23 protein-coding genes and 1 tRNA gene are annotated in these 23,313 nt (G+C 47.2%); 18 read left to right on the top strand and 6 right to left on the bottom strand.

Annotated elements, in window-relative coordinates; translation table 11 throughout:
• Positions 1-46 precede the first annotated feature (46 nt).
• On the bottom strand, positions 47-469 hold the full coding sequence (locus VNK96_02500) for a hypothetical protein (protein ID HWP30581.1): 423 nt from the start codon (positions 467-469) through the stop codon (positions 47-49).
• A 181-nt stretch (positions 470-650) separates the two neighbouring features.
• Here VNK96_02500 and VNK96_02505 point away from each other — a divergent pair, with 181 nt between their 5' ends.
• Positions 651-1,694: a multicopper oxidase domain-containing protein gene (locus VNK96_02505; protein HWP30582.1), complete on the top strand. Its 1,044-nt coding sequence runs from the start codon at positions 651-653 to the stop codon at positions 1,692-1,694.
• Between the two features lie 217 nt (positions 1,695-1,911).
• On the opposite strand, the gene VNK96_02510 is transcribed toward VNK96_02505, so the two are convergent.
• Together VNK96_02510 and VNK96_02515 are read right to left on the bottom strand one after the other, a co-directional pair.
• A complete protein-coding gene (locus tag VNK96_02510) occupies positions 1,912-2,187 on the bottom strand; it encodes a DUF4242 domain-containing protein (GenBank protein ID HWP30583.1) in 276 nt (91 codons plus the stop codon).
• Between the two features lie 95 nt (positions 2,188-2,282).
• Positions 2,283-2,357 (bottom strand) — tRNA-Gly (locus VNK96_02515).
• A 102-nt stretch (positions 2,358-2,459) separates the two neighbouring features.
• Between VNK96_02515 and hutU the strand changes: the two genes are divergently transcribed.
• A complete protein-coding gene (gene hutU / locus VNK96_02520) occupies positions 2,460-4,154 on the top strand; it encodes a urocanate hydratase (GenBank protein HWP30584.1) in 1,695 nt (564 codons plus the stop codon).
• A 422-nt stretch (positions 4,155-4,576) separates the two neighbouring features.
• Here the strand turns inward: hutU and VNK96_02525 are convergent, their stop codons facing one another.
• Complete coding sequence (locus VNK96_02525) at positions 4,577-5,839, bottom strand: hypothetical protein (protein ID HWP30585.1); 1,263 nt, start codon at positions 5,837-5,839, stop codon at positions 4,577-4,579.
• Between the two features lie 135 nt (positions 5,840-5,974).
• Here VNK96_02525 and VNK96_02530 point away from each other — a divergent pair, with 135 nt between their 5' ends.
• The 5 genes from VNK96_02530 to VNK96_02550 all read left to right on the top strand — a co-directional run bounded on the left by VNK96_02530 (position 5,975) and on the right by VNK96_02550 (position 10,938).
• Complete coding sequence (locus VNK96_02530) at positions 5,975-6,199, top strand: SemiSWEET family transporter (protein ID HWP30586.1); 225 nt, start codon at positions 5,975-5,977, stop codon at positions 6,197-6,199.
• Between the two features lie 54 nt (positions 6,200-6,253).
• Complete coding sequence (gene hutI / locus VNK96_02535; GenBank protein ID HWP30587.1) at positions 6,254-7,495, top strand: imidazolonepropionase; 1,242 nt, start codon at positions 6,254-6,256, stop codon at positions 7,493-7,495.
• Positions 7,492-8,667: a phosphopentomutase gene (locus VNK96_02540; GenBank protein HWP30588.1), complete on the top strand. Its 1,176-nt coding sequence runs from the start codon at positions 7,492-7,494 to the stop codon at positions 8,665-8,667. The genes hutI and VNK96_02540 overlap by 4 nt, the downstream gene beginning before the upstream one ends.
• An 84-nt stretch (positions 8,668-8,751) precedes the next feature.
• Complete coding sequence (gene rpoN, locus VNK96_02545; protein HWP30589.1) at positions 8,752-10,131, top strand: RNA polymerase factor sigma-54; 1,380 nt, start codon at positions 8,752-8,754, stop codon at positions 10,129-10,131.
• A gap of 63 nt (positions 10,132-10,194) precedes the next feature.
• Positions 10,195-10,938, top strand: a complete 744-nt coding sequence (locus tag VNK96_02550) for a metallophosphoesterase (GenBank protein ID HWP30590.1) — start codon at positions 10,195-10,197, stop codon at positions 10,936-10,938.
• A gap of 111 nt (positions 10,939-11,049) precedes the next feature.
• Here the strand turns inward: VNK96_02550 and VNK96_02555 are convergent, their stop codons facing one another.
• Positions 11,050-11,616 carry a hypothetical protein gene (locus VNK96_02555; GenBank protein ID HWP30591.1) on the bottom strand — a complete coding sequence of 189 codons (567 nt, stop codon included), beginning with the start codon at positions 11,614-11,616 and terminating at the stop codon, positions 11,050-11,052.
• Between the two features lie 115 nt (positions 11,617-11,731).
• Here VNK96_02555 and VNK96_02560 point away from each other — a divergent pair, with 115 nt between their 5' ends.
• From VNK96_02560 to VNK96_02590, 7 genes are all read left to right on the top strand, one after another.
• Entirely contained in the window at positions 11,732-12,745 is a 1,014-nt protein-coding gene (locus VNK96_02560) for a glutamate-cysteine ligase family protein (GenBank protein ID HWP30592.1), read from the top strand.
• Positions 12,746-12,750: 5 nt separating this feature from the next.
• Positions 12,751-13,527 (top strand): phosphatidylserine decarboxylase, encoded by a 777-nt coding sequence (locus VNK96_02565; GenBank protein ID HWP30593.1) that lies wholly within the window; start codon positions 12,751-12,753, stop codon positions 13,525-13,527.
• 9 nt (positions 13,528-13,536) lie between these two features.
• Positions 13,537-14,343, top strand: a complete 807-nt coding sequence (locus VNK96_02570; GenBank protein ID HWP30594.1) for a M48 family metallopeptidase — start codon at positions 13,537-13,539, stop codon at positions 14,341-14,343.
• Positions 14,340-14,993, top strand: coding sequence for a glycosyltransferase family 2 protein (locus VNK96_02575; protein ID HWP30595.1), 654 nt, complete (start codon positions 14,340-14,342; stop codon positions 14,991-14,993). Before VNK96_02570 ends, VNK96_02575 begins: the two co-directional genes overlap by 4 nt.
• A 5-nt stretch (positions 14,994-14,998) precedes the next feature.
• A complete protein-coding gene (locus VNK96_02580) occupies positions 14,999-16,132 on the top strand; it encodes a TIGR03790 family protein (GenBank protein ID HWP30596.1) in 1,134 nt (377 codons plus the stop codon).
• A 309-nt stretch (positions 16,133-16,441) separates the two neighbouring features.
• Entirely contained in the window at positions 16,442-17,017 is a 576-nt protein-coding gene (locus VNK96_02585) for a hypothetical protein (GenBank protein HWP30597.1), read from the top strand.
• A 15-nt stretch (positions 17,018-17,032) separates the two neighbouring features.
• Positions 17,033-18,202: a phosphoglycerate kinase gene (locus VNK96_02590; protein HWP30598.1), complete on the top strand. Its 1,170-nt coding sequence runs from the start codon at positions 17,033-17,035 to the stop codon at positions 18,200-18,202.
• A gap of 98 nt (positions 18,203-18,300) precedes the next feature.
• On the opposite strand, the gene VNK96_02595 is transcribed toward VNK96_02590, so the two are convergent.
• Positions 18,301-19,746, bottom strand: a complete 1,446-nt coding sequence (locus VNK96_02595) for a hypothetical protein (protein ID HWP30599.1) — start codon at positions 19,744-19,746, stop codon at positions 18,301-18,303.
• 396 nt (positions 19,747-20,142) lie between these two features.
• Here VNK96_02595 and murB point away from each other — a divergent pair, with 396 nt between their 5' ends.
• From murB to VNK96_02615, 4 genes are all read left to right on the top strand, one after another.
• A complete protein-coding gene (gene murB / locus VNK96_02600; GenBank protein HWP30600.1) occupies positions 20,143-21,132 on the top strand; it encodes a UDP-N-acetylmuramate dehydrogenase in 990 nt (329 codons plus the stop codon).
• Complete coding sequence (locus tag VNK96_02605; GenBank protein ID HWP30601.1) at positions 21,129-22,097, top strand: GRP family sugar transporter; 969 nt, start codon at positions 21,129-21,131, stop codon at positions 22,095-22,097. Before murB ends, VNK96_02605 begins: the two co-directional genes overlap by 4 nt.
• Before the next feature lie 194 nt (positions 22,098-22,291).
• The gene (locus VNK96_02610; protein HWP30602.1) at positions 22,292-22,624 is read left to right on the top strand and encodes a TMEM14 family protein; all 333 of its coding nucleotides are present in this window, start codon (positions 22,292-22,294) and stop codon (positions 22,622-22,624) included.
• A 25-nt stretch (positions 22,625-22,649) separates the two neighbouring features.
• Complete coding sequence (locus VNK96_02615) at positions 22,650-23,309, top strand: SDR family oxidoreductase (protein ID HWP30603.1); 660 nt, start codon at positions 22,650-22,652, stop codon at positions 23,307-23,309.
• The last annotated feature ends 4 nt before the right edge of the window (positions 23,310-23,313 follow it).

The following is a 23,313-nucleotide window of genomic DNA, read 5'->3' on the forward strand; positions in this document are numbered from 1 at the left end:
GCTTGCACGCTTTTGCGTGCAAGCCAAACGAATCTTCGTTCCCAAATTATTTCTTCGGCATGAAAGGCACGATTTCTTGCGTCATCTGCTTTCCACATTTCGGGCATTTACCCGCTTTTACCGAAGATGTATGGCAGTCTTTGCATGCGTACGTTTGCACGGCTTTTTGATTCATGGGCTTCCCGCATTTCGGACAGTTTCCAGCTTTTTTAGAAAAGGTATGACAGTCTTTGCAGGAATATCCTACGGTGCCGTGGATCTTGATCATCTCGGCTCCGCATCCAGGGCATTTCCCGCCCTTAAAGCTAGCCATCTCGCACTTCGGACATGCGTATAACTGCTTTTTCACCACCACGGTCGCCTTCGCCTTTTGAGTTTGCGTTTTTGACTTCGGGGTTGTCGCCTGTGCGAAAGCGAGGGAAGAAGATAATGTCAATACGAGCATTAGGATGAGAATTTTCCGTAGCATAGGAACCTCCTATTAGCGTATCTCTGCAATTATTATATACGCACTTTAAATGCTGGAATTCCTTCGAGAGGCAAAGGGCAAGAGGATTCCCCAATTATGATGAAGATCATCCTTTTCTTCTGAGGAAAGGCTTTAACATTTTCTTATAAAGGCATTTTGCTTACTCCAAGAGGAGGTTGTTATGAAAAAGGCAAGCAATTCAAGGGTTCTAGGAAGAAGAGAGTTCCTCACTCTCGGGGGCGCAGTAATCGGAACGATTGCAGCATCGCCACTACTCAGCAAAGAGGTATCCCCGCACTCTTCGAGGGCACCACGATTGTCCGGGAAAGTTCGGCATTACTATATCGCTGCAGAAAGCGTACTGTGGGACTATGCCCCGAGTGGATACGATCAAATCACGGGCAACTCGATACCGAGGCCATGGAAGGGATTTACGAAATGGCCAAAAGTGCGCTATATCGAATACACCGATGAAACGTTCACGATAAAAAAGCCGCAACCGCCTTGGTTAGGTGTTTTGGGTCCTATAATTAGAGCAGAAGTCGGTGATGTGGTGTTGGTGCATTTTCTCAATCGCTGGGAATACCCGTGCAGTATGCATCCCCATGGCTTTCGCTATGAAAAGGACAGCGAAGGTGCACTCTACGAACCATCAGGTCAAGGTGCAGCGGTTATGCCTGAAGAATCATTCACTTACGAATGGATCGCCGATGCAGATAGTGGACCTGGTCCCGAAGATCCGAGTTCACTCGTTTGGTGGTATCACTCACATGTCGACGAACCCTTTGAAACGAATATCGGTCTTCTCGGTCCTGCAATTATCACTGCACAAGGGATGGCAGACGAAGAAGGCAAACCAGTTGACGTGGACAAAGAGTTCATTTTAATGTTCATGGTTTTCGACGAAGACAAAGGTCGTGAACGGGGACTGATGCACTCCGTAAATGGTTTTATTTTCGGAAATCTTCCAGGTCTTGAGATGAACGTCGGCGATCGCGTTCGTTGGTATGTCATGGCAATGGGAAACGAAATTGATTTGCACACATGCCACTGGCATGGCAAAACAGTTCTTTGCGAAGGACGCAGAACCGACGTCATCGAATTGCTGCCAGGCAGCATGATGACTGCAGATATGAACGCCGACAACCCTGGCACTTGGCTGATTCATTGTCACGTGGCGGATCACATTCATGCAGGAATGTTGGCGAAATATACGATCGGATAAAGTCGTTTGCATCACGGTTTGGTTTTTACAAATCGTGCTGCATTTTTTAGGTGTGCTACAAATGCGGGCAAAAGCGAAGATAAAAAAATAAGAATTTGAGAAAATTAATTCTATTTTTTACCGTTTTATTTCATAAAGCGATAAACGAAAGCGAATGCATAATTCCCTCTATGCAGATGCAACCTTAGGCGTTTGATTGAAAACGCGAAACTTATATTTATGCTTCCGCTGTCGTCGGGTCTATTATGGTTTTGACTTCCGAGATGCGGTTTGCGGGGAAACCGCCTTTTTCCGCGTGTTCTCGAATTAACTCCTCATTCGGGGCTATATAAACACAATAGATCTTATCGCCAGAAACATAACTATGCAGCCATTGAATTTCTGGTCCGAGATTACGGAGGATGCTGCAGGATTTTTGTGAAATTGCCTGGAGTTCTTGTGGTGATAGTTTCCCTGCGCCAGGCAATTCCCTTTCGATAACGTATTTAGGCATGTCTCTTCTCCTTTTTTAGTGCGTCAGCGCTCGCGCCGCTACTTTTTAGAAAACTTTACCCTTTGCGTTGGTCAATGGGTGATTCGAGGAAAAACTGGAGCGGGCGAAGGGATTCGAACCCTCGACCCTCTGCTTGGGAAGCAGACGCTCTACCACTGAGCTACGCCCGCAAGGCCGAGTACATTTTACCAAAGCACTTACAAGATAAAGATGCCTAAGGGTTTTCGAGCCGAAACGATAAGTGAAAACTACAACTATCGTATAATTCAAACATGCAGGTGACGAAAACTCTCCTCGAAGAGATTCTCGCCTCGCGCCATCCCATCGAGGTGAGAGCACCGAGGGGGAGGGATTTGAACTGCAAAGGGTGGCATCAAGAGGCGGCACTTAGAATGCTCCTCAACAATCTCGACCCCGAGGTCGGTGAGAAACCTTTGGAGTTGGTCGTTTACGGCGGGATGGGAAAAGCGGCGAGGAATTGGGGATGCCTGAAAGCAATCGTACGAAGTCTTCTCGAATTAGAAAACACGGAAACGCTTCTCGTGCAGAGCGGAAAACCCGTCGGAATCATGCCGAGCCATGTGAATGCTCCGCGCGTATTGTTGGCGAACTCGAATTTAGTTCCGAAATGGGCGACATGGGAAGTGTTTCACGAACTCGATAAGAAAGGCTTGATCATGTTCGGTCAAATGACGGCAGGTTCTTGGATTTATATCGGCACGCAGGGGATTCTGCAAGGAACTTATGAAACTTTCGCGGAAGTTGCGCGAAAAAGATTCGGGGGGACGTTGGAAGGGAAACTCGTGGTAACGGCAGGGCTCGGAGGTATGGGGGGAGCACAGCCATTGGCGATTACGATGAACGGGGGGGTTGCACTCTGCGTAGAAGTAGACGAGAATCGCATTGACCGCCGACTCCAAACAAAATATATCGACACGAAATGCAAAAGCTTAGAGGAGGCGCTCTCTCTCTGTCGGAAAGCACAGGAAGAGAAAAAGCCTTTGAGCGTTGGCCTATTGGGGAATGCGGCGGATGTTCTGCCGGAACTCGTTCGCCGAAATATCGTTCCGGATGTTTTAACTGACCAGACGAGCGCACATGACACGCTTAATGGGTATGTACCGAACGGATTTACACTGGAAGAAGCGATTCGCATGCGAAAGGAAGACCCCCAGCGATATATTCGAGAAGCCTGTCGTGCGATTTCTGAACATGTGCGGGCGATGCTCGAACTGATGCGGAGGGGGGCAGAAACTTTCGATTATGGGAATAACATTAGGCAAGTCGCCTTCGACGAAGGTGTGAAAGATGCGTTTGCCTTTCCGGGATTCGTGCCTGCCTATATTCGTCCGCTCTTTTGCGTGGGCAAAGGTCCGTTTCGATGGGCTGCATTGAGCGGAGACCCAGAAGACATCGCTGTCATAGACGAATACATTCTCGAAAACTTTGCAGAAGACACCGCTTTATGTCGTTGGATTCGGCTCGCATCGGAAAAGGTAAAATTCCAAGGGCTTCCTGCGAGGATTTGTTGGTTAGGGCTTGGCGACCGCGCCAAATTGGGATTGGCGATAAACGAATTAGTTGCGTCTGAAAAAGTCAAGGCGCCTGTCGTGATAGGGCGCGACCATTTGGATACGGGCTCCGTTGCTTCACCGAATCGTGAGACGGAAGGAATGAAAGACGGCAGCGATGCGATTAGTGATTGGGTGTTTTTGAATGCATTAATCAATGCGGTGAATGGCGCTTCTTGGGTGTCGGTTCATCACGGTGGGGGGGTCGGAATCGGATATTCACAGCACGCTGGAATGGTCATCGTTTGCGACGGAACACCTGAAGGCGCGGAACGACTCCAACGGGTGTTGCATTCCGATCCAGCCATCGGCGTAATGCGACATGCGGATGCAGGTTATGAAGAAGCGATCGAAACCGCGAAGAAAAAAGGCTTGAAAATTCCGATGTTGGATTAATTCGAAATCACTTCTTGTTTTTATGCCTCAACAGCTCCTGCTGTTGAGGCTTTCACACCTAGTAGGAAAAAGACAAAACTCAAGTTATTGAATAAAAAAATGACCCCCCACCTTCAAGGTTCCCCCTGCTTCGCAAGGGGAACCGGATTTTTTGGAAAACAATTCTAAACAAATTATATGCCTAAACAGATTTTATGCCTCAGCAGCTCCTGCTGTTGAGGCTTTCACACCTAGTAGGAAAAACGACAAAACTCAAGTTATTGAATAAATGACCCCCCACCTGAAAAAAGTTCCCCCTGCTTCGCAAAGGGAACCGGGGGGTTAAAAAGCAAATTGGAAACATATAAGCAAAATTCATCCCTCTAAATGGATAAGAGTTTTCGAGCAAAGATTCTGAGCGAGAAGGAAACGAACAATAAGACTTACTTCACCCTTCTCAGGAAAACGTCTTGATAGCCATTCTTATCCCCGGGCACCAAATTCGACGCCTCTGACTGGAATGCTACAAAAGTTCCATTTCCCGATAGAGACACCCCCCCACTCTCGCCATTTCCCTGTTCTCCTGAAGAGGATACCGAAACTAAAAGCGTGCGGTGATTTATCCTATCATAAATAAAAACATCCGATGGAGAATTCGTGTCACTGGAAACGAGATTCGAAGCGAGGGAATTAAAAGCCACGAAACGACCGTCGTCAGAAATCCCGAGACTTCCGTCCGTTCCACTCGCACCATTTCCTTCTTCGCCCGTCGAGGATACGGAAATTCTCGTAGTTTCCCCAGTGCGTCTATCGTGTACGAAGACATCCGAAACATTATTCGTGTCGTTAACAACGAAATTCGAAGCATAGGATTGAAAAACTACATATCTTCCATCAGCGCTAATCGTGGAGAAATAACTCCACGAATTTCCTTGAGCCCCGTCGGAAGACACTGAAATTCGCGTGGTTACTTTTGTCAATCTATCGTGTACGAACACATCGGCAAAACCGTTCGTGTCTCCCGCTACGAAAATCGAAGACCAAGAAACGAAGGAAACGAACCTTCCGTTCGCACTAATAGACGGGAAAGAGGCATACGCACTTTGTCCCGTAGATGAGACAGAAACTTTCGTTGTTTTTTTCGTGAGTCTATCGTGCACGAAGATTCCGTTCGAATTATCATGGGAAAGGTTATTCGCGTAAGATTCGAAAACAACATAACGTCCATCGGCGCTAATATCCAAACCGAAAAGCCCACTATGGTTGTTTCCTTGTTCTCCGAATGAAGATATGGAAACCCGAGACGTCTCCCCCGTTTGTATGTCATGAACGAAAACATCTGCATAGCTATTCGTATCCCCAGAAACTAAATTCGACGCATACGAAACGAAAGCAACGTAACGACCGTTTGCACTGATTTGCGGTGAAAAACTTCTCGCGTTTCCAAAAGCGCCTGAAGAAGACTTGGAAATTATTTTTGTCTCTCCCGACACCAAATCGCGAACGAAAACATCGGTGTAGTCATTTTCACGAGGAGAAAAATTCGATGCGTACGATTCGAATGCGACCACCTTTCCATCGGTGCTCACGGAAGGAAACCTGCTCTCTCCATTTCCCTGCTCGCCCGTCGAGGAGATGGAAACCAGAATCGTAGAGCCGAATTGCAGCCCGAGAATCGAAATAGTGACAAAGACACTCAAACGCACAAATACGAGACCTCCCATAGAGTTAGTATAACTTAAGTTTTCCTAAATGGAGGAATTTTTATGAATGCTCAGGATCCCATGACCCCACCCAGGGTGCCGTATGAACAAACTACGTTGCGTCGCCTGTTGGGAGCTATGTCCCTTTTCACCTTGTTCATGACTTTTCCGCAAGTTTGGATAATTTGGGCGACTCGTCAAGCAGCTGGCGTCTCCGTTGTTTCTTGGAGCGCTTATTTACTTTCGGCTATTCTTTGGCTTATTTATGGGTTGCAAAAGCGCGACAAGAATATTTATCTGCCATGCATCGGTTGGATTCTTTTAGATTGCGCGGTAATTGTCGGAGTAGTTGTTTATTCGTAAGAAAAAAACCTTGTTACGGTTAGAAATGCTTATGCTTCGGGAACATAATCAGATGTGAACGTAGAAACCCTCATTGCCCCAATCGGAGAATTGCACACACTCGCAGGAAAGCCCGGAGCGCGCAAAGGGGAGGAGATGCAAAATACCTCTGTACTACGCAATGCCGCTATGGCCATCGGAGAGGGAATCGTCCAGGAAGTAGGTGATGCAAAGGAATTACTAAGAAAATGGTCTTCTGTTCCCCGAATCGATGCCGCAGATCATTTGATAACACCCGGATTCGTAGACCCTCACACTCATCTCGTTTGGGGGGGCTCTCGCGCAGGTGAATTCATTCGACGATGCAGAGGGGAATCATATCAAAAAATTGCAGCAGAAGGCGGAGGAATTCTAAAAACTATGCGCGCGACACGCGAAGCGAGCGTCGAGGAATTAACGCAGGGGATTTTACGAAGGGCAGAACTCATGCTGCGAAAGGGGACAACGACTCTCGAAATCAAAGCGAGTTACGGGCTTTCGGAAGAGGGAGTTCGAAAAGAACTCGATGCGATTCGTGAAGCGAAACGTACATTGAAACAGCGTACGGTCGTCACGTTCATGGGGGCACACGCATTCCCCCCCGAAACCACACGCGAGGAATATATCGAACTTTTAGAAGCAAAACTCATACCTTTTGCAGCGAAACATCGTGCTGAGCCTGCTTTCAACGATGTGTTTTGCGACGAGGGGGCGTTCGACGTACGAGAATCCGAACGTATATTGCAAGCAGGTCTTCGATACAACCTGCGCCCGAAAATTCATTCCGATGAATTCAAAGTCTTGGGGGGGACGGAACTCGGAACGCGTTTAGGAGCGGCGAGTTGCGACCACCTTTTGCAAAGCGGCGATGCGCAAATCGAGGCTCTGGCGAATTCCGATACGATTGCCGTCGTGCTCCCTGGGACTGCGTTTTATCTCGATAAGCCTTATGCGAATGCGAGGAAGATGATCGACAAAGGCTGCGCGGTCGCTCTCGGAACGGATTTCAATCCGGGAACGAGCATGATTTGCGACATGCGTTTCGTTATGGGACTCGCTGTCGCAAAAATGAAACTCACCCCCGAAGAAGCATTGACAGCCGCAACGGTGAATGCGGCGGCGGCGCTCGAAGCTGCTGTTCCTAAACTCCTCGGTACGCTAACACCGGGAGCACCCGCTGACTTTTGTATTTGGAATGCGGGAAGTTTAGAGGAGTTAATCTATCAATTTGCACTTCCGCTCTCTCCAGAAGTTTATTGTGCGGGGAAAAAAGTTTGAAATTTCAACGGGTCATTTGCATCGTGCTCGATGGATGTGGAGCAGGACCTGCTCCCGACGCTCAGGATTTCGGGGACTGCGGTGAAAACGAAGGTAACACGCTCAAAAACGTTTGGGAATCCGTAGGCGGTTTCGAGGCTCCTGTCCTATCTCGCATGGGCTTTCTAAAAGCTGGGGGAATCGATTGCAAAGAAGTTGAGGCTGTGTGGGGAAGGCTGAGAGAAATTAGCAAAGGAAAAGACACGATTACCGGACATTGGGAGATGATGGGGGTTCATTTGCAGCGTCCGTTTCCGATCTATCCGCAAGGCTTTCCCCTTTCTATCATCAAAGAATTCGAAAAACGCATCGGGAGGCAAACCATCGGGAACGTTGCAGCCAGCGGAACGGAAATCATCCAGCGCCTCGGCAAACAACATATGGAAACCGGATGTCCGATTATTTACACGAGTGCGGACAGTGTTTTTCAAATCGCATGTCACGAAGAAATCGTTCCTTTAGAAGAACTCTATAAAATGTGCCGAATCGCGAGAGATTTACTCGTCGAGCCTCATGCTGTCGGTCGTGTTATCGCAAGACCATTCATCGGAACTCCGGAGACGGGTTTTCAGCGCACACGAAATCGAAAAGATTTTCCTTCGCCCCCACCGCACAACGCGATCGATATTATCTCGGAAAATATAGGCGAGGTTTTCGGAATCGGAGTGATTCCTGAAATTTTTTCGGGAAGAGGTTTTCGCTCTGTTCCTCGCACGCAAAACAACAAAGAACATTATCATATGCTTAGGAACGCTCTCGAATCCGATGCGAGGTTTATTTGGGCGAATTTCGAAGATTTCGATATGCTTTATGGACACAGGAACGACCCCCATGGATTTGCAAAAGCCCTCGAGGAGTTCGACACGATGCTTGCCGGTATTTTTTACCGGCTTCGAGAAGGGGATTTGCTTATACTCACTGCAGACCACGGGAACGACCCTACGACACCAAGCACTGACCACTCTCGGGAATACGTTCCTTTTTGTTTATGGACTTCGGGGATGCGAGGCACGAAGCATTTAGGAGATAGAGATGGTTTTTGGCATGTCGGCGCGACCATTTCGGACGCATTCGGTGTCCCTTTCCCATTTCGATCGAACTGCAGTGTCCTTGGAGAATTGCCAGTCTCATAGGGAAGCAACCAGTAACCTCACGGGGCAATTTCCACACCGATGACGGAAAAGTTAAATCGGGCATCACATTTTAAGTCCTTTTCTATGGCGCTTCATCAAGAGACCTCTCAAAAAACAAAAACCGAAGTTCGCACGCAACTTCACGTAGACCCGCGCGTTATCGTTTCGGCAAAAATATTAGAGTTACCTTTATGCGAACTCGAAGTCGCTGTGGAACAAGAATTGAGCGACAATCCTGCGTTGGAACGAGAAGAAAGCGCGAAAGAAATAGTAAAAGAAGAAGAAGAAATCTTTAAGAAATTTTATAAATCAAGGAACGAGCCACGAGAGGAAGAACAATTTTTCGAAACCGAAAACAATGCCGATTGGACAGATTTCATCCCCTCTAAAGTATCTCTGCACGATTACCTTCTTGCTCAGTTGTTACCGATTGTAAAACCTCATCAAAAGGAATTAGCGAAATTCATCGTTCATTCCGTAAACGAGCAAGGTTATTTAGAGATTCCCGATGAAGAAATCGCTTATCTTTGCGGTTCGGATTTAGACGAGGTTCGCGAAGTTATCGAAAAACTACAATCTTGCGAACCCACAGGAGTTGGCGCAAGAGATTTGAAAGAATGTTTGCTCCTCCAACTTCGTGCAACTCGAGACGAGGTTTCTGAACTCGCTTGCTCGATCGTGCAGAATCACTGGGATAGTGTGTTGCGCCGTCGCACGACTGGAATCGCGAGGAGTTACGGTGTGTCGAAAGGTGCGGTCGAGCGAGCCTTCGAACTCATTACTTCTCTTTCCCCATACCCAGGAGAAACATTCGGTGGGGAACTAAATTTAACAAGCTATCGAGCCACACCGAGCATAACTGCCGACGTAGTCTATCATCGAGACGAAACGGGAATACAAATCGAAGTTCGCGGATGCGATCCTTCGGAATTTTTCATCAATCCCCAATATCGCGCACGCTACCTGCAGATTCGTTCTCAATCGTCGAGAATTACTCCTGAGGAAAAAACTCATGTAAAAGAATATGTAAACCGCGCTGTGACTTTCGTGAAAAGTCTAAAACAGCGAAAAATCACGTTGATGAAAATCGCCATGTATCTGCTAAAAGAACAAGGTGGATTTATCACGACCGGTTCGTACCATTTTTTAAAGCCGCTTACACGTTTGCAAATTGCCCGAGCATTAGGAATGCACGAAAGTACGGTATGCCGTGCGACGATGAACAAATATGTTCAACTCGTGAACAAAGACGTAGTGTCTTTCGATTTCTTTTTTAAGCCGGCTTTGCGAATCCAGAAACTTATCGAAGAAATTCTACAAAATGAAAATCCGAATCATCCTCTTTCTGACCGAGAGATAAGCGAAATTTTGAAAAGACAAGGCGTTCACGTCGCTCGCCGCACGGTGAGCAAGTATCGGGAACAAATTCGCATGCTCTCCAGTTTTCACCGTCGCAGTGCCTAATTTCTTATAAGCACGCTTCGAAACTATCAACTTTGTTTACCTTTTCGAGATACACTCGAATGCGTGCACGAGGCTATTTCCTTTCTCCACACGAGTGATCTACATGGACGTCTGAACGAACACTCTGCGAAATCCCTGGCAGAGCTTCGCAAAGAAGCGGACTTTTATTTCGATTGCGGAGATTGTGTGAAATCAGGAAACATAGGTATTCCGAGACAACCCGAAAAGGTTTGGGAGTTATTGCGTTTTGCGAATTGCACGGCTGGAGTGCCCGGCAATCGAGAGTTTCATATTTCGATGAAGGGATTTCGAGCGAAATTAAAAGGCTGCAGTCATCCTATGCTCGCCGCGAATTTGCGATGGAACGGAAAACCGAGAAGCCCTCTAATGATTATTCGAAACAATGAAGAAACGAAATCCCCTCTGCCCTCTTACATCGTTTTCGATAGGATAGGTGTATTCGGTGTTATGGTTCCTATGGTGACGGAGCGAATGCAAGCGCGCAGAATTAGCGCTTTTCTATTCGACTCTCCAATAGAAGCGGCAGAAAAATGTGTGCAGGAATTACGAGGCAGAGTGGAACTGCTTATCTGCCTTTCCCATATCGGTTTAGACGAAGATATCCGGCTCGTGCAAGAGGTTAAGGGAATCGACATTATCTTTGGTGGACATAGTCATCACACATTGGAAAAGCCCGAAAAGGTCGGTAAGACTTGGATTTGTCATTCAGGCGCATTCGCGCGTTTTGCGGGAAAATATATTTGGGAAAAGTCGAAACTGCAAGGTGAACTCATTCCATTGGAATGAGTTCACTTAGCATGTAACGCTTTTCCCAAACTAACACAGGATAATGCTGCGGTTATCGTGTTTTCCCACTCGAACGCACATTGTGCAGACAAAGTGTCTGCACTCTTTGAATCATTTCGCGAACTTTATCGAATTAATCGTCTTTTTCGCAAAACGCTCATTATCTTGCGTAGGCATATACGTGCAAATCACTTGCCAAAACTTTCCGCCTTCCGATAAGGCACATGCATAAAATCCCAAATGTTGACCTTGAAAACGTGCATAGCCACCGAAATATCTCGCTTCACGACCTTGGATTTTTCCTTTCCAAGCAGAATACTTCGAATTCTTTTCATCGCAATTTGCGAGAAGTTGATTCAATGCTCCTTCGGCAGCGGCATCCAAATTCACTGAGTTCCCTCTAAGAACACCATACGACATATGAACCACGAATGTGCCGTGAATCATCTGGTAAGTTTCTAAATGGGAATATGCATTCTTAACCTCTGCCGATAGCGGCAAATCAATTTGGCTCGGTTTCGACGGCAATTCTACATTCGCCACCGATCTCCCAATCGTATAACGCTTCCAAATGAGTTTATCTGCTGGGTCTCCGAGTGCGTCATTTGACGAAGATGCAAGCACGCATACGGCTACGCTGATAATCAAACTCGATAAAAGTCGAAAGTTCCCTCTCATCACACCCTCCGTAGGACAGATCGCCCCATTAGCTTTATCATCGGCATGGCAATACGTAAAAGTAACGTCAATAATGCGAGGTTATTTCCCCCTCGCTGGGTTATAATTAGGCTCGATGAGTTCCTTCCCAGTAACGCTGGGTGTCGAAGAGGAAGTCTTCGTACTCGAAAGCGACCGACTCCTACCCACTTTACAATCCTTAGACTATTTGCGAAAACTTTTTTGGTCGAACCCACGAAAATACACCCAACACACAGCATCGAATTTCGCGAAAGGAAATGACCGTCAAGAGTGCTTCATGGGTTCTGTGGAGGTTGCAACGGATACTCACGAAAGTATCGCAACGCTTTTAGATGACCTCATCGAAAGAAGGAAAGAGTTTGCTAAGGCGTCGGAGGGTGGCTTGGTTGTTCCCGTTGGCGCGCTGTTCACCCTCGATTCTCCCACGAACACGGCAAGCACGCATATTCACGTGGGAGTCCCTAAAGAAGAAAGGCAGCGGGTTTACGAAAATTTAGTTTATTTTCTGCCCGTTCTCGCATTAGCCGCAGCGAACAGCCCCTATGCCGCAGGGGCATTTTGGGGTGTTAGTTATCGCATGGCTTCTAAGGGTCTTTTGGGACCGCTTCGAGAGGACAACGAATATCGTTTTCAAGACATTATTATCAGTAAGCGCTTAGGAACAATCGAAATTCGTATATTCGACCCTATCCCAGAAATTTTTCGGTTAAATGAAATCCTCCGGGCATTGCTTGCAATTGCAAAATATCCAAAACATTGTCCTCTCGACCGTGAGTTTTATAATAAGGAACGCGAAGATTGGACGCGAAATGGCATCACTCCCTTCGTGCGAAAACGATGGGAAGAGCTCCAAACGATTGTTCCATTTCCATTCGAGTTGTTAGAAAACACACTTTCCAAACACCTCGGAACGATTGCAATGAATTATTCGATACGCGATGCTTATTGCGAAGCGGACCGAATTTGGAGAGAACCGACAAAAGTTCCGAGAACGGAGAAACGCTCCTCGGCATTGCGAATCGTTTCGGGAATCACAGGTTATTATGCTCTGCGTCTTCCTTACATCGCCTACAAAGGCTATAAGGAGTGGCATGGTAAAAGCGGATAAAGAAAATGGGAAGCGTTAACGTATTCATTTTAATTTTCTCTGCACTCGTTATAAGTGCGATTGCGATTATATGGTTTTTGCGCAAAGTTTGGTTTTATAGAAATCCTAATCATTCGAATACTCCGCAAACTCATGATAGCGTTCTCAGCCCCGTGTATGGAATCGTTGCCTATGTCAAGAAAATCCAAGACGGATTTGTGATATGCGAAAAAAAAGGCGAGAGCATTCCGATAACAGAGATTACGAAAAGCGATTGGCCATCGGAGGAATCGAAAGGCGAAGGTTGGCTAATCGGAATAGCCATGACTGCCCTCGACGTGCATTATCAATATTCCCCCCTTCCGGCGCAGATTGAAAAAATCGAGCACATTCCTGCAAAGACGAACCTTCCGATGTTCGACCTCTGGGAATACGTTCGGATAACGTGGTTCAGGCGTTTGATACAACTTTTCGGCAAAAAGTACCTCTTTCGAAACGAACGCCAAGTAATGTGGTTACAAGGAAATCGCATCAAATTAGGCTTAGTACTTATAGCCGACAAATTCGTGAACAAAATTACGACTTTTGTCGCTCCTGGGGATATGGTCCCTGCTGGAGGCAAACTTTCCTTTATCGGGAGAGGGAGCCAGGTGGATGTCGTAGTTTGCGGAGTTCCTGAATTGCAAGTCCTCGTCCTGCCCGGAGACAAGGTTAAAGGTCCCGATACTATTCTCGCCAGAGTTCCTGAAATCTCCTCAAAACAAGAAAAAGTCGTTTCTGTAGCCGAATTCGGTCGTATATAAAACGTAACCATGAAACGAAAACTATCGAAATTCGCACTCTCTTTCTGCGGAGTAATGCTGGTAAGCATCACGACAATTCCTTATCTTAGTGGATGCCGAGGTGTAAATATTCTTAGCAGAGAAGAAGAAATTCGCATTGGGCGTGAAGCCTCTGCGGAGATCGAAAAAGAATACGAAGTGAGCACGAATCCAGCCGATATCAAACTCGTAGAAACCATCGGTCAAAAATTAGTTGCCGCAAATGGTTTGAAAGATTTTCCGTACACTTTCAAAGTTTTAGAGACACGAGAAATTAATGCGATTTCCCTTCCTGGTGGGCCGATTTATGTATTTCGGGGTTTGATCGATCTTACGGAAGGCGATAAGGATGAATTAGCCGCCGTCATTGCACATGAAATTGGACACATTCATCGCCGACACATCGCACAAATGTATTCACGAGGTGTGCTTGCAGATTTATTAATTTCACTCGGTACGGAAGGAACCGTACGCACAGGTGCACAACTCGCTGCCGTTTTAGCGCAACTGCAATATAGTCGAGACGACGAATACGAATCGGATAGATATTCCGTTCGTTTTACTTACAAAGCCGGTTATGACCCGAACGGCATTATTCGGTTTTTCGAAAAGATGAAACGTCTCGAAAAACAAGGCAAAGGCGATATCATCGAAAACAACCTTAGGACGCACCCTCTGACCGAGAACCGCATCAAGCGCGCAAAAGAGGAAATCGGTAAATTAGTCCCTGAACTCACGGCTGAAGCGGAGCAGGAATACCTTCAAAGCGCGTCGAAGGGTAATAATAGTGAACGGTGAAGGTCGCCACCATTCTGCCTGCATATAACGAGGAAAGAAGAATCGGTAAAGTACTCGAAGCGGTGTGCGCTGTCCGCTCGATAGACGAGATTATCGTCGTGAGTGACGGCTCGACCGACCGCACCGCTGAGGTCGCCAGAGCCTTCGAGGGCGTTACGGTGATTGCCCTGCCCAAAAACATCGGAAAGGGCGGAGCGATGGCTGCCGGGCTACGGCAAACGGACGCCGATGTGATTCTCTTTCTCGATGCCGACCTCATCGGTCTGCAGCCTCACCATATCGAGTCGCTCATAGAGCCGGTATTGAACGGTTGCGAAATGAGTATCGGGGTTTTTCGTAAGGGGAAATTCTGGACAGACACAGCTCACAAAATCGCTCCGTTCATAAGTGGGCAACGTGCAGTGAGACGTTATCTTTTAGACCAAATCCCATGGCTCGAAGAATGTCGAATGGGAGCTGAAGTTACGATTAATCAAACCGCAAAATCGAAGAATGTACGTGTCAAACGCGTTCCACTACTCGGTGTAAGTCACCCCCCCAAAGAAAAGAAATTCGGTTTGGTGAAAGGAACTGCTGCTCGTGCGAAAATGTATGCAGAGATGGGCAAGGCTTATGTAAAAACCCGACGCCGTTTACGCACTCGCAAGTGAATCGAATGTTTTTTCTGCTCCTCGCGTTTTCATGTTCCCTTTTAGGTTGCGCGGGAAATGCTGCCTATGATTATCCTCTTACTACTGAAAAAAGGATTACTGTCGCGCCCGATTCGCGTTCGAAGAACGTGCTCGTCGTGTATAACGCTGAAGATTCCGATAGTATAAAAATCGCTAAAGCATATCAAAAAGCCCGAGAGATTCCCGAGAAAAACCTGCTCTCCATCCGCGTGCCGATTGCGGAAAAAATATCCATCGAACTTTACGAAACGAAAATCCGAGAACCGATTCGAAAAGCAATTATAACTAAAAAACTCAAAATCGATTTCATCTTGCTCATCCGCGGAGTCCCGATTAAACTGGAAGAACCCGGAGAACATTCGGTAGATTCTCTGCTCGCAATCGAAGCGCATCCTTCGAGGAAGCAACCCGTTATCACTCGCGCAAAAAATGAACCCGAAAAAATGGCGAAGCTGGTCGCACCGAATCCTTATTATCGAGCGAAAGAACTTTTCGACAGCAACAAGTATAAAATCTTCCTTTGCACACGCCTCGATGGGTACACAGCGGAAGATGCTTTGCGATTGATTTCGAATTCTATAAACGCAAAACCCGAAAAAGGACTCTTCCTTCTCGATGCCGACCCGAATCGCAATCATGACGGATACAGAAGAACACAGCAAACTTTATTCGCTGCACGCGACATTCTCTCGAAAAAGGGATTTCAAGTTATCTTAGACGAGGGAGCATCTTTTATCGGACACCGAAATGGAATTATGGGCTACGCGAGTTGGGGGAGTAACGATGCGAAATTTTCGGAGCAAGGCTATCGCTCTTTACGCTTTCATCCGGGCGCTATCGCAGAAACGTTTGTCTCGACGAGCGCAAGAACATTCAAAAAAACTACGGGGGGGCAAAGCCTGATAGCCGACCTCGTTGAAGCAGGGATAACGGGAGTAAAAGGTTACGTGAGCGAACCGTACACTTATGCTTTAGCGCAAGTGGATATCCTTTTCGACCGCTACACATCCGGATTCACGTTGGCGGAAAGTTTTTACGCAGCGTCCCCTTTTCTCGGATGGAAAGATATCGTCATCGGCGACCCTTTATGCGCACCTTATAAAGACGGAAATCGCTAAAAAATCAAATATCTTTCAAGATTTTATTTTCGCCTCCTCGAAGGTTCCCCCTCTTCGCTACGCTCGAAGGCGAACCGGGCTCATTTGTCATGCAGTTGCCTTTATCTCGTTCCCAAACTCTGTTTGGGAACGCCCATCCCATGCATCTTCGTCTATCTCGCCCAAACTCTGTTTGGGAACGCATCTCATAAACGTAAGGCAGGTATTCAGAGAATCTCGCCCCCCCTTATGAACTGTCCCATAAAAGTCTCCTCCTTTCTCTAAGACTGCGAGAGTAAATTGCGTCCGCTTTAACGGTAATCTTACTGCGTGCCCAAAACGACGTGGTCGAACACCCATCGTTTCCTATCGAATTTCGTGCCCCTTCTCATCGCGCTCCCCTTCCCTCTGCTGGCATTTTATTTCGATAGAATCGGCAAAACGAATTTAGGAACTCTTTTTTGGGCACTATCTCCCTTTGCTTTTTGGATGACGATTAACTTTTTCGGACTTTTCCTAAATGGGCGGCTTCGGAAATCCCTTCTTCCTCTCCGACCGGGCGCGCAAAAAGCGTGGTTCGTCGGTTTCGCACGTCCTTCTTATCGAGGTTGGCTTCATCCGCACGAATTCGTGGGATGGCTTATTCTCAACGACGATAGCGTGGAATTCCTCGGAGAAAATCATTCTTATCGCTTGAACCGCGACGAAATCATCGCTATACGAAAAGCATGGAACATACATACTCTCTTAAGTTTGGGCGGTTGGATTTGTTTAGAAGGGCGAGTATCGGGTCAGCGCGTGCGCATGCTGGTCGAACCGAGAGAACGCGCAACGATGCTCGGAAACTTTCTTTTGAGAAACCAAATCATTCGAGAACTGCAAAATCATTTTTTGCTTAAGCGGTAAACTTCATGCATGCCCATTCGCAAAAAAACCGTACGAGACATCGACGTATCTGGAAAACGTGTATTCGTCCGATGCGATTTCAATGTGCCGTTAGAAAACGGTAAGATTTCCGACGATCGCCGCATCCGTGAATCTTTGCCTACGATACGTTATTTGCTCGAAAACAATGCCCGTGTGATTTTAGCGAGTCATTTAGGCAGACCGAAAGGATACGACAGTAAACTTTCTCTAAAGCCTGTTGCAGTGCGTCTATCCGAGTTGCTGAACCGAGAAGTTCCTCTCGCACCGGATTGCATCGGCGAGGAGGTGGAAGAACTCGTAGCAAAATTAGAGCCAGGGGGGGCACTGTTATTGGAGAATCTCCGTTTTCACGAAGAGGAAGAAGCGAATGACCCTCAGTTTGCCATGCTCCTTTCGAAACTCGCCGATATTTATGTAAACGACGCATTCGGAACGGCACATCGCGCTCATGCGAGCACGGAGGGCATCGGTCACTTCCTCCCTGCGGTCGCAGGTTTTCTCATGGAAAAGGAAATCGAATTCTTAGGTGGCGCACTCGAAAACCCGAAGCGTCCTTTTTTGGCTGTTTTAGGGGGGGCGAAAGTAAAAGACAAAATTAAAGTCATCGAGAATTTGCTCGGGAAGGTAGACCGCATGCTGATCGGTGGCGGAATGATGTTTACTTTTTATAAAGCCATCGGTTTAGAAATCGGAAAATCGCTTTTAGACGAAGCGAATCTTGATTTTGCAAAAAGAATTCTCAAGGAACACGGAGAAAAAATCATCCTCCCGAGTGACGTGGTCGTTGCGAAAGAAATTTCGGAAACGGCTGAAACGCATGTGGTAGATAAAGAACAAATTCCATCGGAGGAAATCGGGGGGGATATAGGACCTAAATCTCGGGATGAATTCGCCTCACACATCCATTCCGCAGGAACAGTGATTTGGAACGGTCCGATGGGCGTTTTCGAAATCGAGAAATTTTCGGAAGGCACTCGAGCGATAGCGGAGGCAATGGCTTCCTGCGGAGGGGTTACGATCGTAGGGGGGGGAGACACCGCCGCTGCTGTCGAAAAATTCGGCCTCGCGGAGAAAATGACCCATGTAAGCACCGGCGGAGGAGCGAGTTTGGAATTCTTAGAAGGCAAACTGCTCCCGGGCGTCGCTATCTTGCAAGACGCATAGAGCGCAGCTGTTGGCTAAAAATACAATTTGCTCGGATAAACAAAACTCCCCTATCGGTTTACGATAGGGGAGCTATAGAAAAAATTTCTCAAACGAATCTACCAATCGATCTGCTGACGACTGCTACCGGCTTCTACAATCACGTATCTGCCGTTTTGGAAATCGAGCGTGAAATTCAACCAAGTCGTCTGTCGTTCGTTCCATGGGTCTAAGTAATCATGTCGCGCGATGACGCGATACTCTCCGGAACGCGCTTTGCGTACACGAACGATTTGGAAGTTCTCCGTGTACACGCTCTGAATCAAGTCCGCTGTCATGTCGAAATAATCGTCTGTGCTGACCGTATAGGCGTATTTGCCTTCCATGAAGATATCCACTCTTCCGCCAGGGGGGGCGAGACGTTCGAGAGCGCGCACATCCGAATACTTAAACGCATCCACTAGATCGCTCAATGCGCGATCTAAAGCGCTATATCCATCGTAATGGCGAGAATAAGTGTATCCATAATAATCGTGATATGCGCCGTATCCACAATACACCCAACGTACTGGATCGTTGATAATCACGATGATGCGAGGGGATACAACGATAATACGCGAATACCAGATATAGGGCGGCACGCACCAATACCAATAATACGGCGAGAAATAGCATCCGAAACTCGGATAGAAGTAATAAAAATTGTATCCGAAGTGATAATCACACCAAAACGGATCGTAGTGCACATAACCTATGCGCAGATAAAACCCTTTATAGAACCCTTGGTCTTGAATTTTGAATTGATCAGAGCCTTTCAGTTCCTTGAGAACCGGTAAAGCCAATTGGGGGGGGCGCTTCGTAAGGAGCGTGGTTTGGTTATGACTTTGCGTCTTTTGGTTTTCTCTCGACGGGTTATCGTAAACCCGCGACGGAGCGGCTATTCCTTTCGTGCGAGGCTGATAAATGGGTCCCGTGTCCGTTCGATTCCTCTTTCTCGGATAAGCGCCTTGAATCACACTGTCGGGTTTCGAGGGAGCCTCCTGACGATAGGATGGTGCTTGGTTTTCACGAACCGGTTGTTTTTCGAATTCGGAGCGTCGAGAAGGTGGATTATTCTCTTCTCTGCGTGCCGGAGGAGCGCTCTCCTCTTTGCGCGACGGAGGGTTATCCTTTTTCGATGGAGGTTGACCAGGTTGCTGATTGAAAACTCTATCCGTTGCGTTGTGTTTTATTGGAGGATATCTCCTCGAATACTCGGTTACGGGGTCGCTGGGGTAGTTTTGCCGCTCGAAAAGAAGTCCTCCACGCTCTCTCGTGTTGCTTTCGTTCCTTATACGGTCATCGTGGGTTCTGTAAAGCCTCGATTCACGCTCATAACTCCTTGGATACGAACCACCAGAGGAATACGTTCGGACCTCCTTAGTTTGAATTTGGCGGTCATATGTTCTTCGAACTGTGGCATTTCCCGAATAAGGTTGCGAATTCGGATAGGTACGCGTGGGAGAAACCTGAGAGCGCGTTGGCGGCGCAGCCCCTTTTATCGAAGAGGAACTCGTCTTTGTCACGCTGCTCCTTTGTGGGGATTGCGAAGACTTCTGGGAGGAAGGTGACGAAGACGGGCTCCGGCTCGATTGGCTAATGCCCAGCCCTGTTCCGAATATTAGTAAAACAATTACACATAAAGACAAAAACCATCTCATCTTATTTGCCTCCGTTTCATTATGCCCCTTCTGAGGATGAGTGAAGGGCTTTCCCGCCGAATTGACTTCCCCAGTTTCCTTAGAGAGAGGCTTGGCATTTAATATAACGTGTGAATTCGGTAGCCGTTTCTCGAATTACTTTGTCAACACACCAAGGTTCAGGTGCAATAATCCACAAAACTGGGAAAAATAACGAGCAAACCCTAAGAAACCGATTTTCTTGGGGAGAAAGACAGGCTTAGGACTTTTATTTAAAAAGACGTGCAACAGAAAGTTATGGAAGAGCAAATCGCCGAACTTGAAAAGTGGCTCCCCGAATGCCTCCGTATTCATAAAGAAGTTCCTCTCCATCAATACACGACTCTTCAAACGGGAGGCAATGCACGCTATTTTGTCAAAGTTTCGAACATCGAAGACTTTGCGTTAGTAACGAGTCTCGCTCAGCAATGGAATCTTCCTCATTGGATAATCGGCTCGGGAAGCAACCTTCTCCCATCGGACAAAGGCGTTCCAGGCCTTGTCATTTTCAATGCTTGTTCAAGGATCGATTTGGATAACGACCTTTATGCAGAAACGGGTTGCTGGTTCCAAGACCTATATTTAAAATCTGCTCAACGCGGACTTGCGGGTCTTGAATTCGCAGTAGGAATCCCGGGAACTTTGGGGGGTGCGCTCGTGAGCAACGCAGGCGCTTATCGAGCCAACATTGCCGAGCGATTGGCTGGCATCGAAATCGTCGAAAACGGAGAAAGACGTTGGGTGAAGCCGCATTATCTTCAATTCGGTTATCGAGATTCCATCCTTCGAAGACCGAACGCTCCTTCGATTGCTCTTTTAGCCGTGCGATTGAGATTAGAGCCAGGCGACTCGAAACGCATATACGACTTAGCGCGGGAATATCAAAGGCAACGCATCAGCAAACAGCCCCCCCAGGCGAGCGCGGGTTCTTTTTTCAAAAACGTCGAAGACAAAGCCTTCGCAGAGACGCTCGATCTCTTGCCGGAAAAACTCAAAGAAGCCGGGGTAGTGCCTGCAGGATTTCTTATCGAGCACGCGGGATTGAAAGGCGCGCGTTGCGGACGGGCAATCATTTCGAAAAAACACGCGAATTTCATTTGCAATTTAGGGGGGGCAACGGCGACACAAATCGCGACATTAGCGAATCGCGCAAAAACTGCAGTTTACGAAAAATACGGCGTACGATTGGAGGAAGAGGTTTTATACTTCGGAGATTGGAGTGACGTGAATTGACGGATTCCGCCACGCTCGGATTCGTTCTTGCTTTGATCTCCGCCTTCCCGTTCGCAGCGTACATATTGCCTCGTAAATTAAGCACTCTCCCTGTTTTGGAATATCAGTTTTGGCTCTCGATTGCCATCGTTCCGAGTTTTCTTCTTGTTGCATGGGTTTTCCGAGCGCCGTTAACAGGACGCGGAGATTTACTTTTTTGGGCTTTTAGTTGCGGATTGCTTTGGGCGATGGGTTCGATTTTTTATAGTTTAGCGGTAGACCATCTGGGTGTCGCACGAAGTACACCGATAAAAAACCTCGCTCCTATGTTTGCAAGTATTTACGGCATCCTGATTTTCGGTGAATACACGATTCGCGAACCGCGTGGGATGTTGATGGATATTTTAGGTGTGAGTTTTATGGTGCTCGCGGCAGTGATTTTAGGAAGAGCGGGCGCATTGGAGCATGAACGAGCGTTCGCTTACGATGCGTCGAAAACGGAGGCGGAGCGAAAAAGAGCATTCATATGGGGTTGGGTATTTTCGTTCCTCACTGCGGTCATGTACGGAAGTTATTCGATACCGTTGAAACACGTATTGCGACAAGGTTTCAACCCTTTTTCCGCTTGTGCATATCTCGGCTTGGGCGTTTTGACATTTTCCACAATCATGTTTACCACTCGCAAAATTATGGGGGGGCAATTGAACTTCGATTTACCGAATCGAAGGGAATTAGGATTAACGACGTGCGCAGGTGTCATATGGGCATCGGGACAACTTTTAGGTACGGTCGCAATGCTTCACGTACCGATGTCCGTAAGTTGGCCAGTTTCGAATGTAAGCACGTTGATTGCCGTCGTATGGGGGGTTTGGGTGTTTCGAGAAGTACATCTGGAAAAGCATAAAGGGGAAGTCGCTGCCAGCGTCGGTCTTTACATTCTCGGTCTCGTGCTACTTGCATTAGCCGCACCTCGTGGAAAAGTTTAAAAAACTCTAAGAAGCGATTGTCGAAGATGTTTATATCTCTTTTCAAAAAATAGTATTCGTTAAAATAGTATTCGTTCTAAGCTGTGGTCTCTCTGTTGGTCCTGCCCTTTCGTTAGAACTATTTTCATGGACTTTTAAGAACATGGCGAGAATTTAAAAAGACATCGAAACCTCATAAATGTCATACTCGAGACATGAATTGGGTCGGATTCGTTTTGCTGGTGTACACGGTGCTCGTTTTGGCAGGAGGATTTTATGGGTACGTAGCGAAAGGGAGCCTGCCATCGTTGATTTCCGCAGTTGTCGCAGACATTCTCATCACGGTAGGCATCTTGCTCGCAGTAATCGGAAAACAACCTGTATGGGGTTACGGTCTTGGTGGAGGAGTCGCGCTAATTCTCGGAATCTTTTTCGCAATGCGGCTAGCAGGAGGAAGTCTTTTTCCAGGTTTACCGATGTTGATATTGAGTTTGATTACGGTCATTTGCGTGGTTTATTGGATCGCCGCTTCGGGCGCAAAACCTTGATTCTCGATAGGTTACACTTCGGGTTATGAGTGTCGCTGTCGTTACAGGTGGAACTGGTGCGCTGGGACGAGCAGTCGTGAATGCATTTTCACAAAGCGGATATGAAGTGTATTTGACAACGATAGATGAATCGGAACGGGCTGGATATCAAGGTCCGGGAAAAGTAGATGTCGTAAACCTGGCATCTCTCGAGGAGGCGAAACGATGGGTAGCGGGAATCAACAAACCCATTTCGGCTGCAGCATTAGTTGCAGGGGGGTTTACGATGCAGCCCATAGAAAAAGCGAGCGAAGAGGATTTCGAACACTTGATGAATTTGAACGCAAGGTCTGCTTTTTATTCGTTGTCGGTACTCGTGCCCTATTTAGAACGTGCTGGCTCTTCCTCTGTAGTTATGGTCGGGGCACGAGTTTATTCCGGTGCCGCGTCCATGGCTTTGTATGCAGGTAGTAAGGCGTTCGTGGTTAGCCTCGCGAAAAGTGCGTCAATCGAACTCAAAGCAAAGGGCATACGCGTGAATGTGATTCTCCCGGACATCATTGACACACCAGCGAATCGAAGAGTGATGCCTGACGCAGACTTCGAAAAATGGGCGAAACCCGAAGAAATTGCACAAGTGATACTTTATTTATGTTCGGAAGAATCGCGCTTGATAACAGGCGCTGCCATTCCCGTTGGAAGGTAAAATC

This window comes from Fimbriimonadales bacterium, assembly GCA_035559795.1.
GTDB lineage: Bacteria > Armatimonadota > Fimbriimonadia > Fimbriimonadales > ATM1 > DATMAR01.

Excerpts from the sequence above, each read along its gene's own strand:
- VNK96_02530 (HWP30586.1), top strand. The coding sequence starts at position 5,975 with ATGTCCCTTTTCACCTTGTTCATGACTTTTCCGCAAGTTTGGATAATT.
- VNK96_02570 (HWP30594.1), top strand. The coding sequence starts at position 13,537 with ATGAAACGAAAACTATCGAAATTCGCACTCTCTTTCTGCGGAGTAATG.
- VNK96_02580 (HWP30596.1), top strand. The coding sequence starts at position 14,999 with ATGTTTTTTCTGCTCCTCGCGTTTTCATGTTCCCTTTTAGGTTGCGCG.
- VNK96_02555 (HWP30591.1), bottom strand. The coding sequence starts at position 11,616 with ATGAGAGGGAACTTTCGACTTTTATCGAGTTTGATTATCAGCGTAGCC.
- VNK96_02500 (HWP30581.1), bottom strand. The coding sequence starts at position 469 with ATGCTACGGAAAATTCTCATCCTAATGCTCGTATTGACATTATCTTCT.
- hutU (HWP30584.1), top strand. The coding sequence starts at position 2,460 with ATGCAGGTGACGAAAACTCTCCTCGAAGAGATTCTCGCCTCGCGCCAT.
- VNK96_02610 (HWP30602.1), top strand. The coding sequence starts at position 22,292 with ATGAATTGGGTCGGATTCGTTTTGCTGGTGTACACGGTGCTCGTTTTG.
- rpoN (HWP30589.1), top strand. The coding sequence starts at position 8,752 with ATGGCGCTTCATCAAGAGACCTCTCAAAAAACAAAAACCGAAGTTCGC.
- VNK96_02505 (HWP30582.1), top strand. The coding sequence starts at position 651 with ATGAAAAAGGCAAGCAATTCAAGGGTTCTAGGAAGAAGAGAGTTCCTC.
- VNK96_02560 (HWP30592.1), top strand. The coding sequence starts at position 11,732 with ATGAGTTCCTTCCCAGTAACGCTGGGTGTCGAAGAGGAAGTCTTCGTA.
- VNK96_02615 (HWP30603.1), top strand. The coding sequence starts at position 22,650 with ATGAGTGTCGCTGTCGTTACAGGTGGAACTGGTGCGCTGGGACGAGCA.
- VNK96_02510 (HWP30583.1), bottom strand. The coding sequence starts at position 2,187 with ATGCCTAAATACGTTATCGAAAGGGAATTGCCTGGCGCAGGGAAACTA.
- VNK96_02565 (HWP30593.1), top strand. The coding sequence starts at position 12,751 with ATGGGAAGCGTTAACGTATTCATTTTAATTTTCTCTGCACTCGTTATA.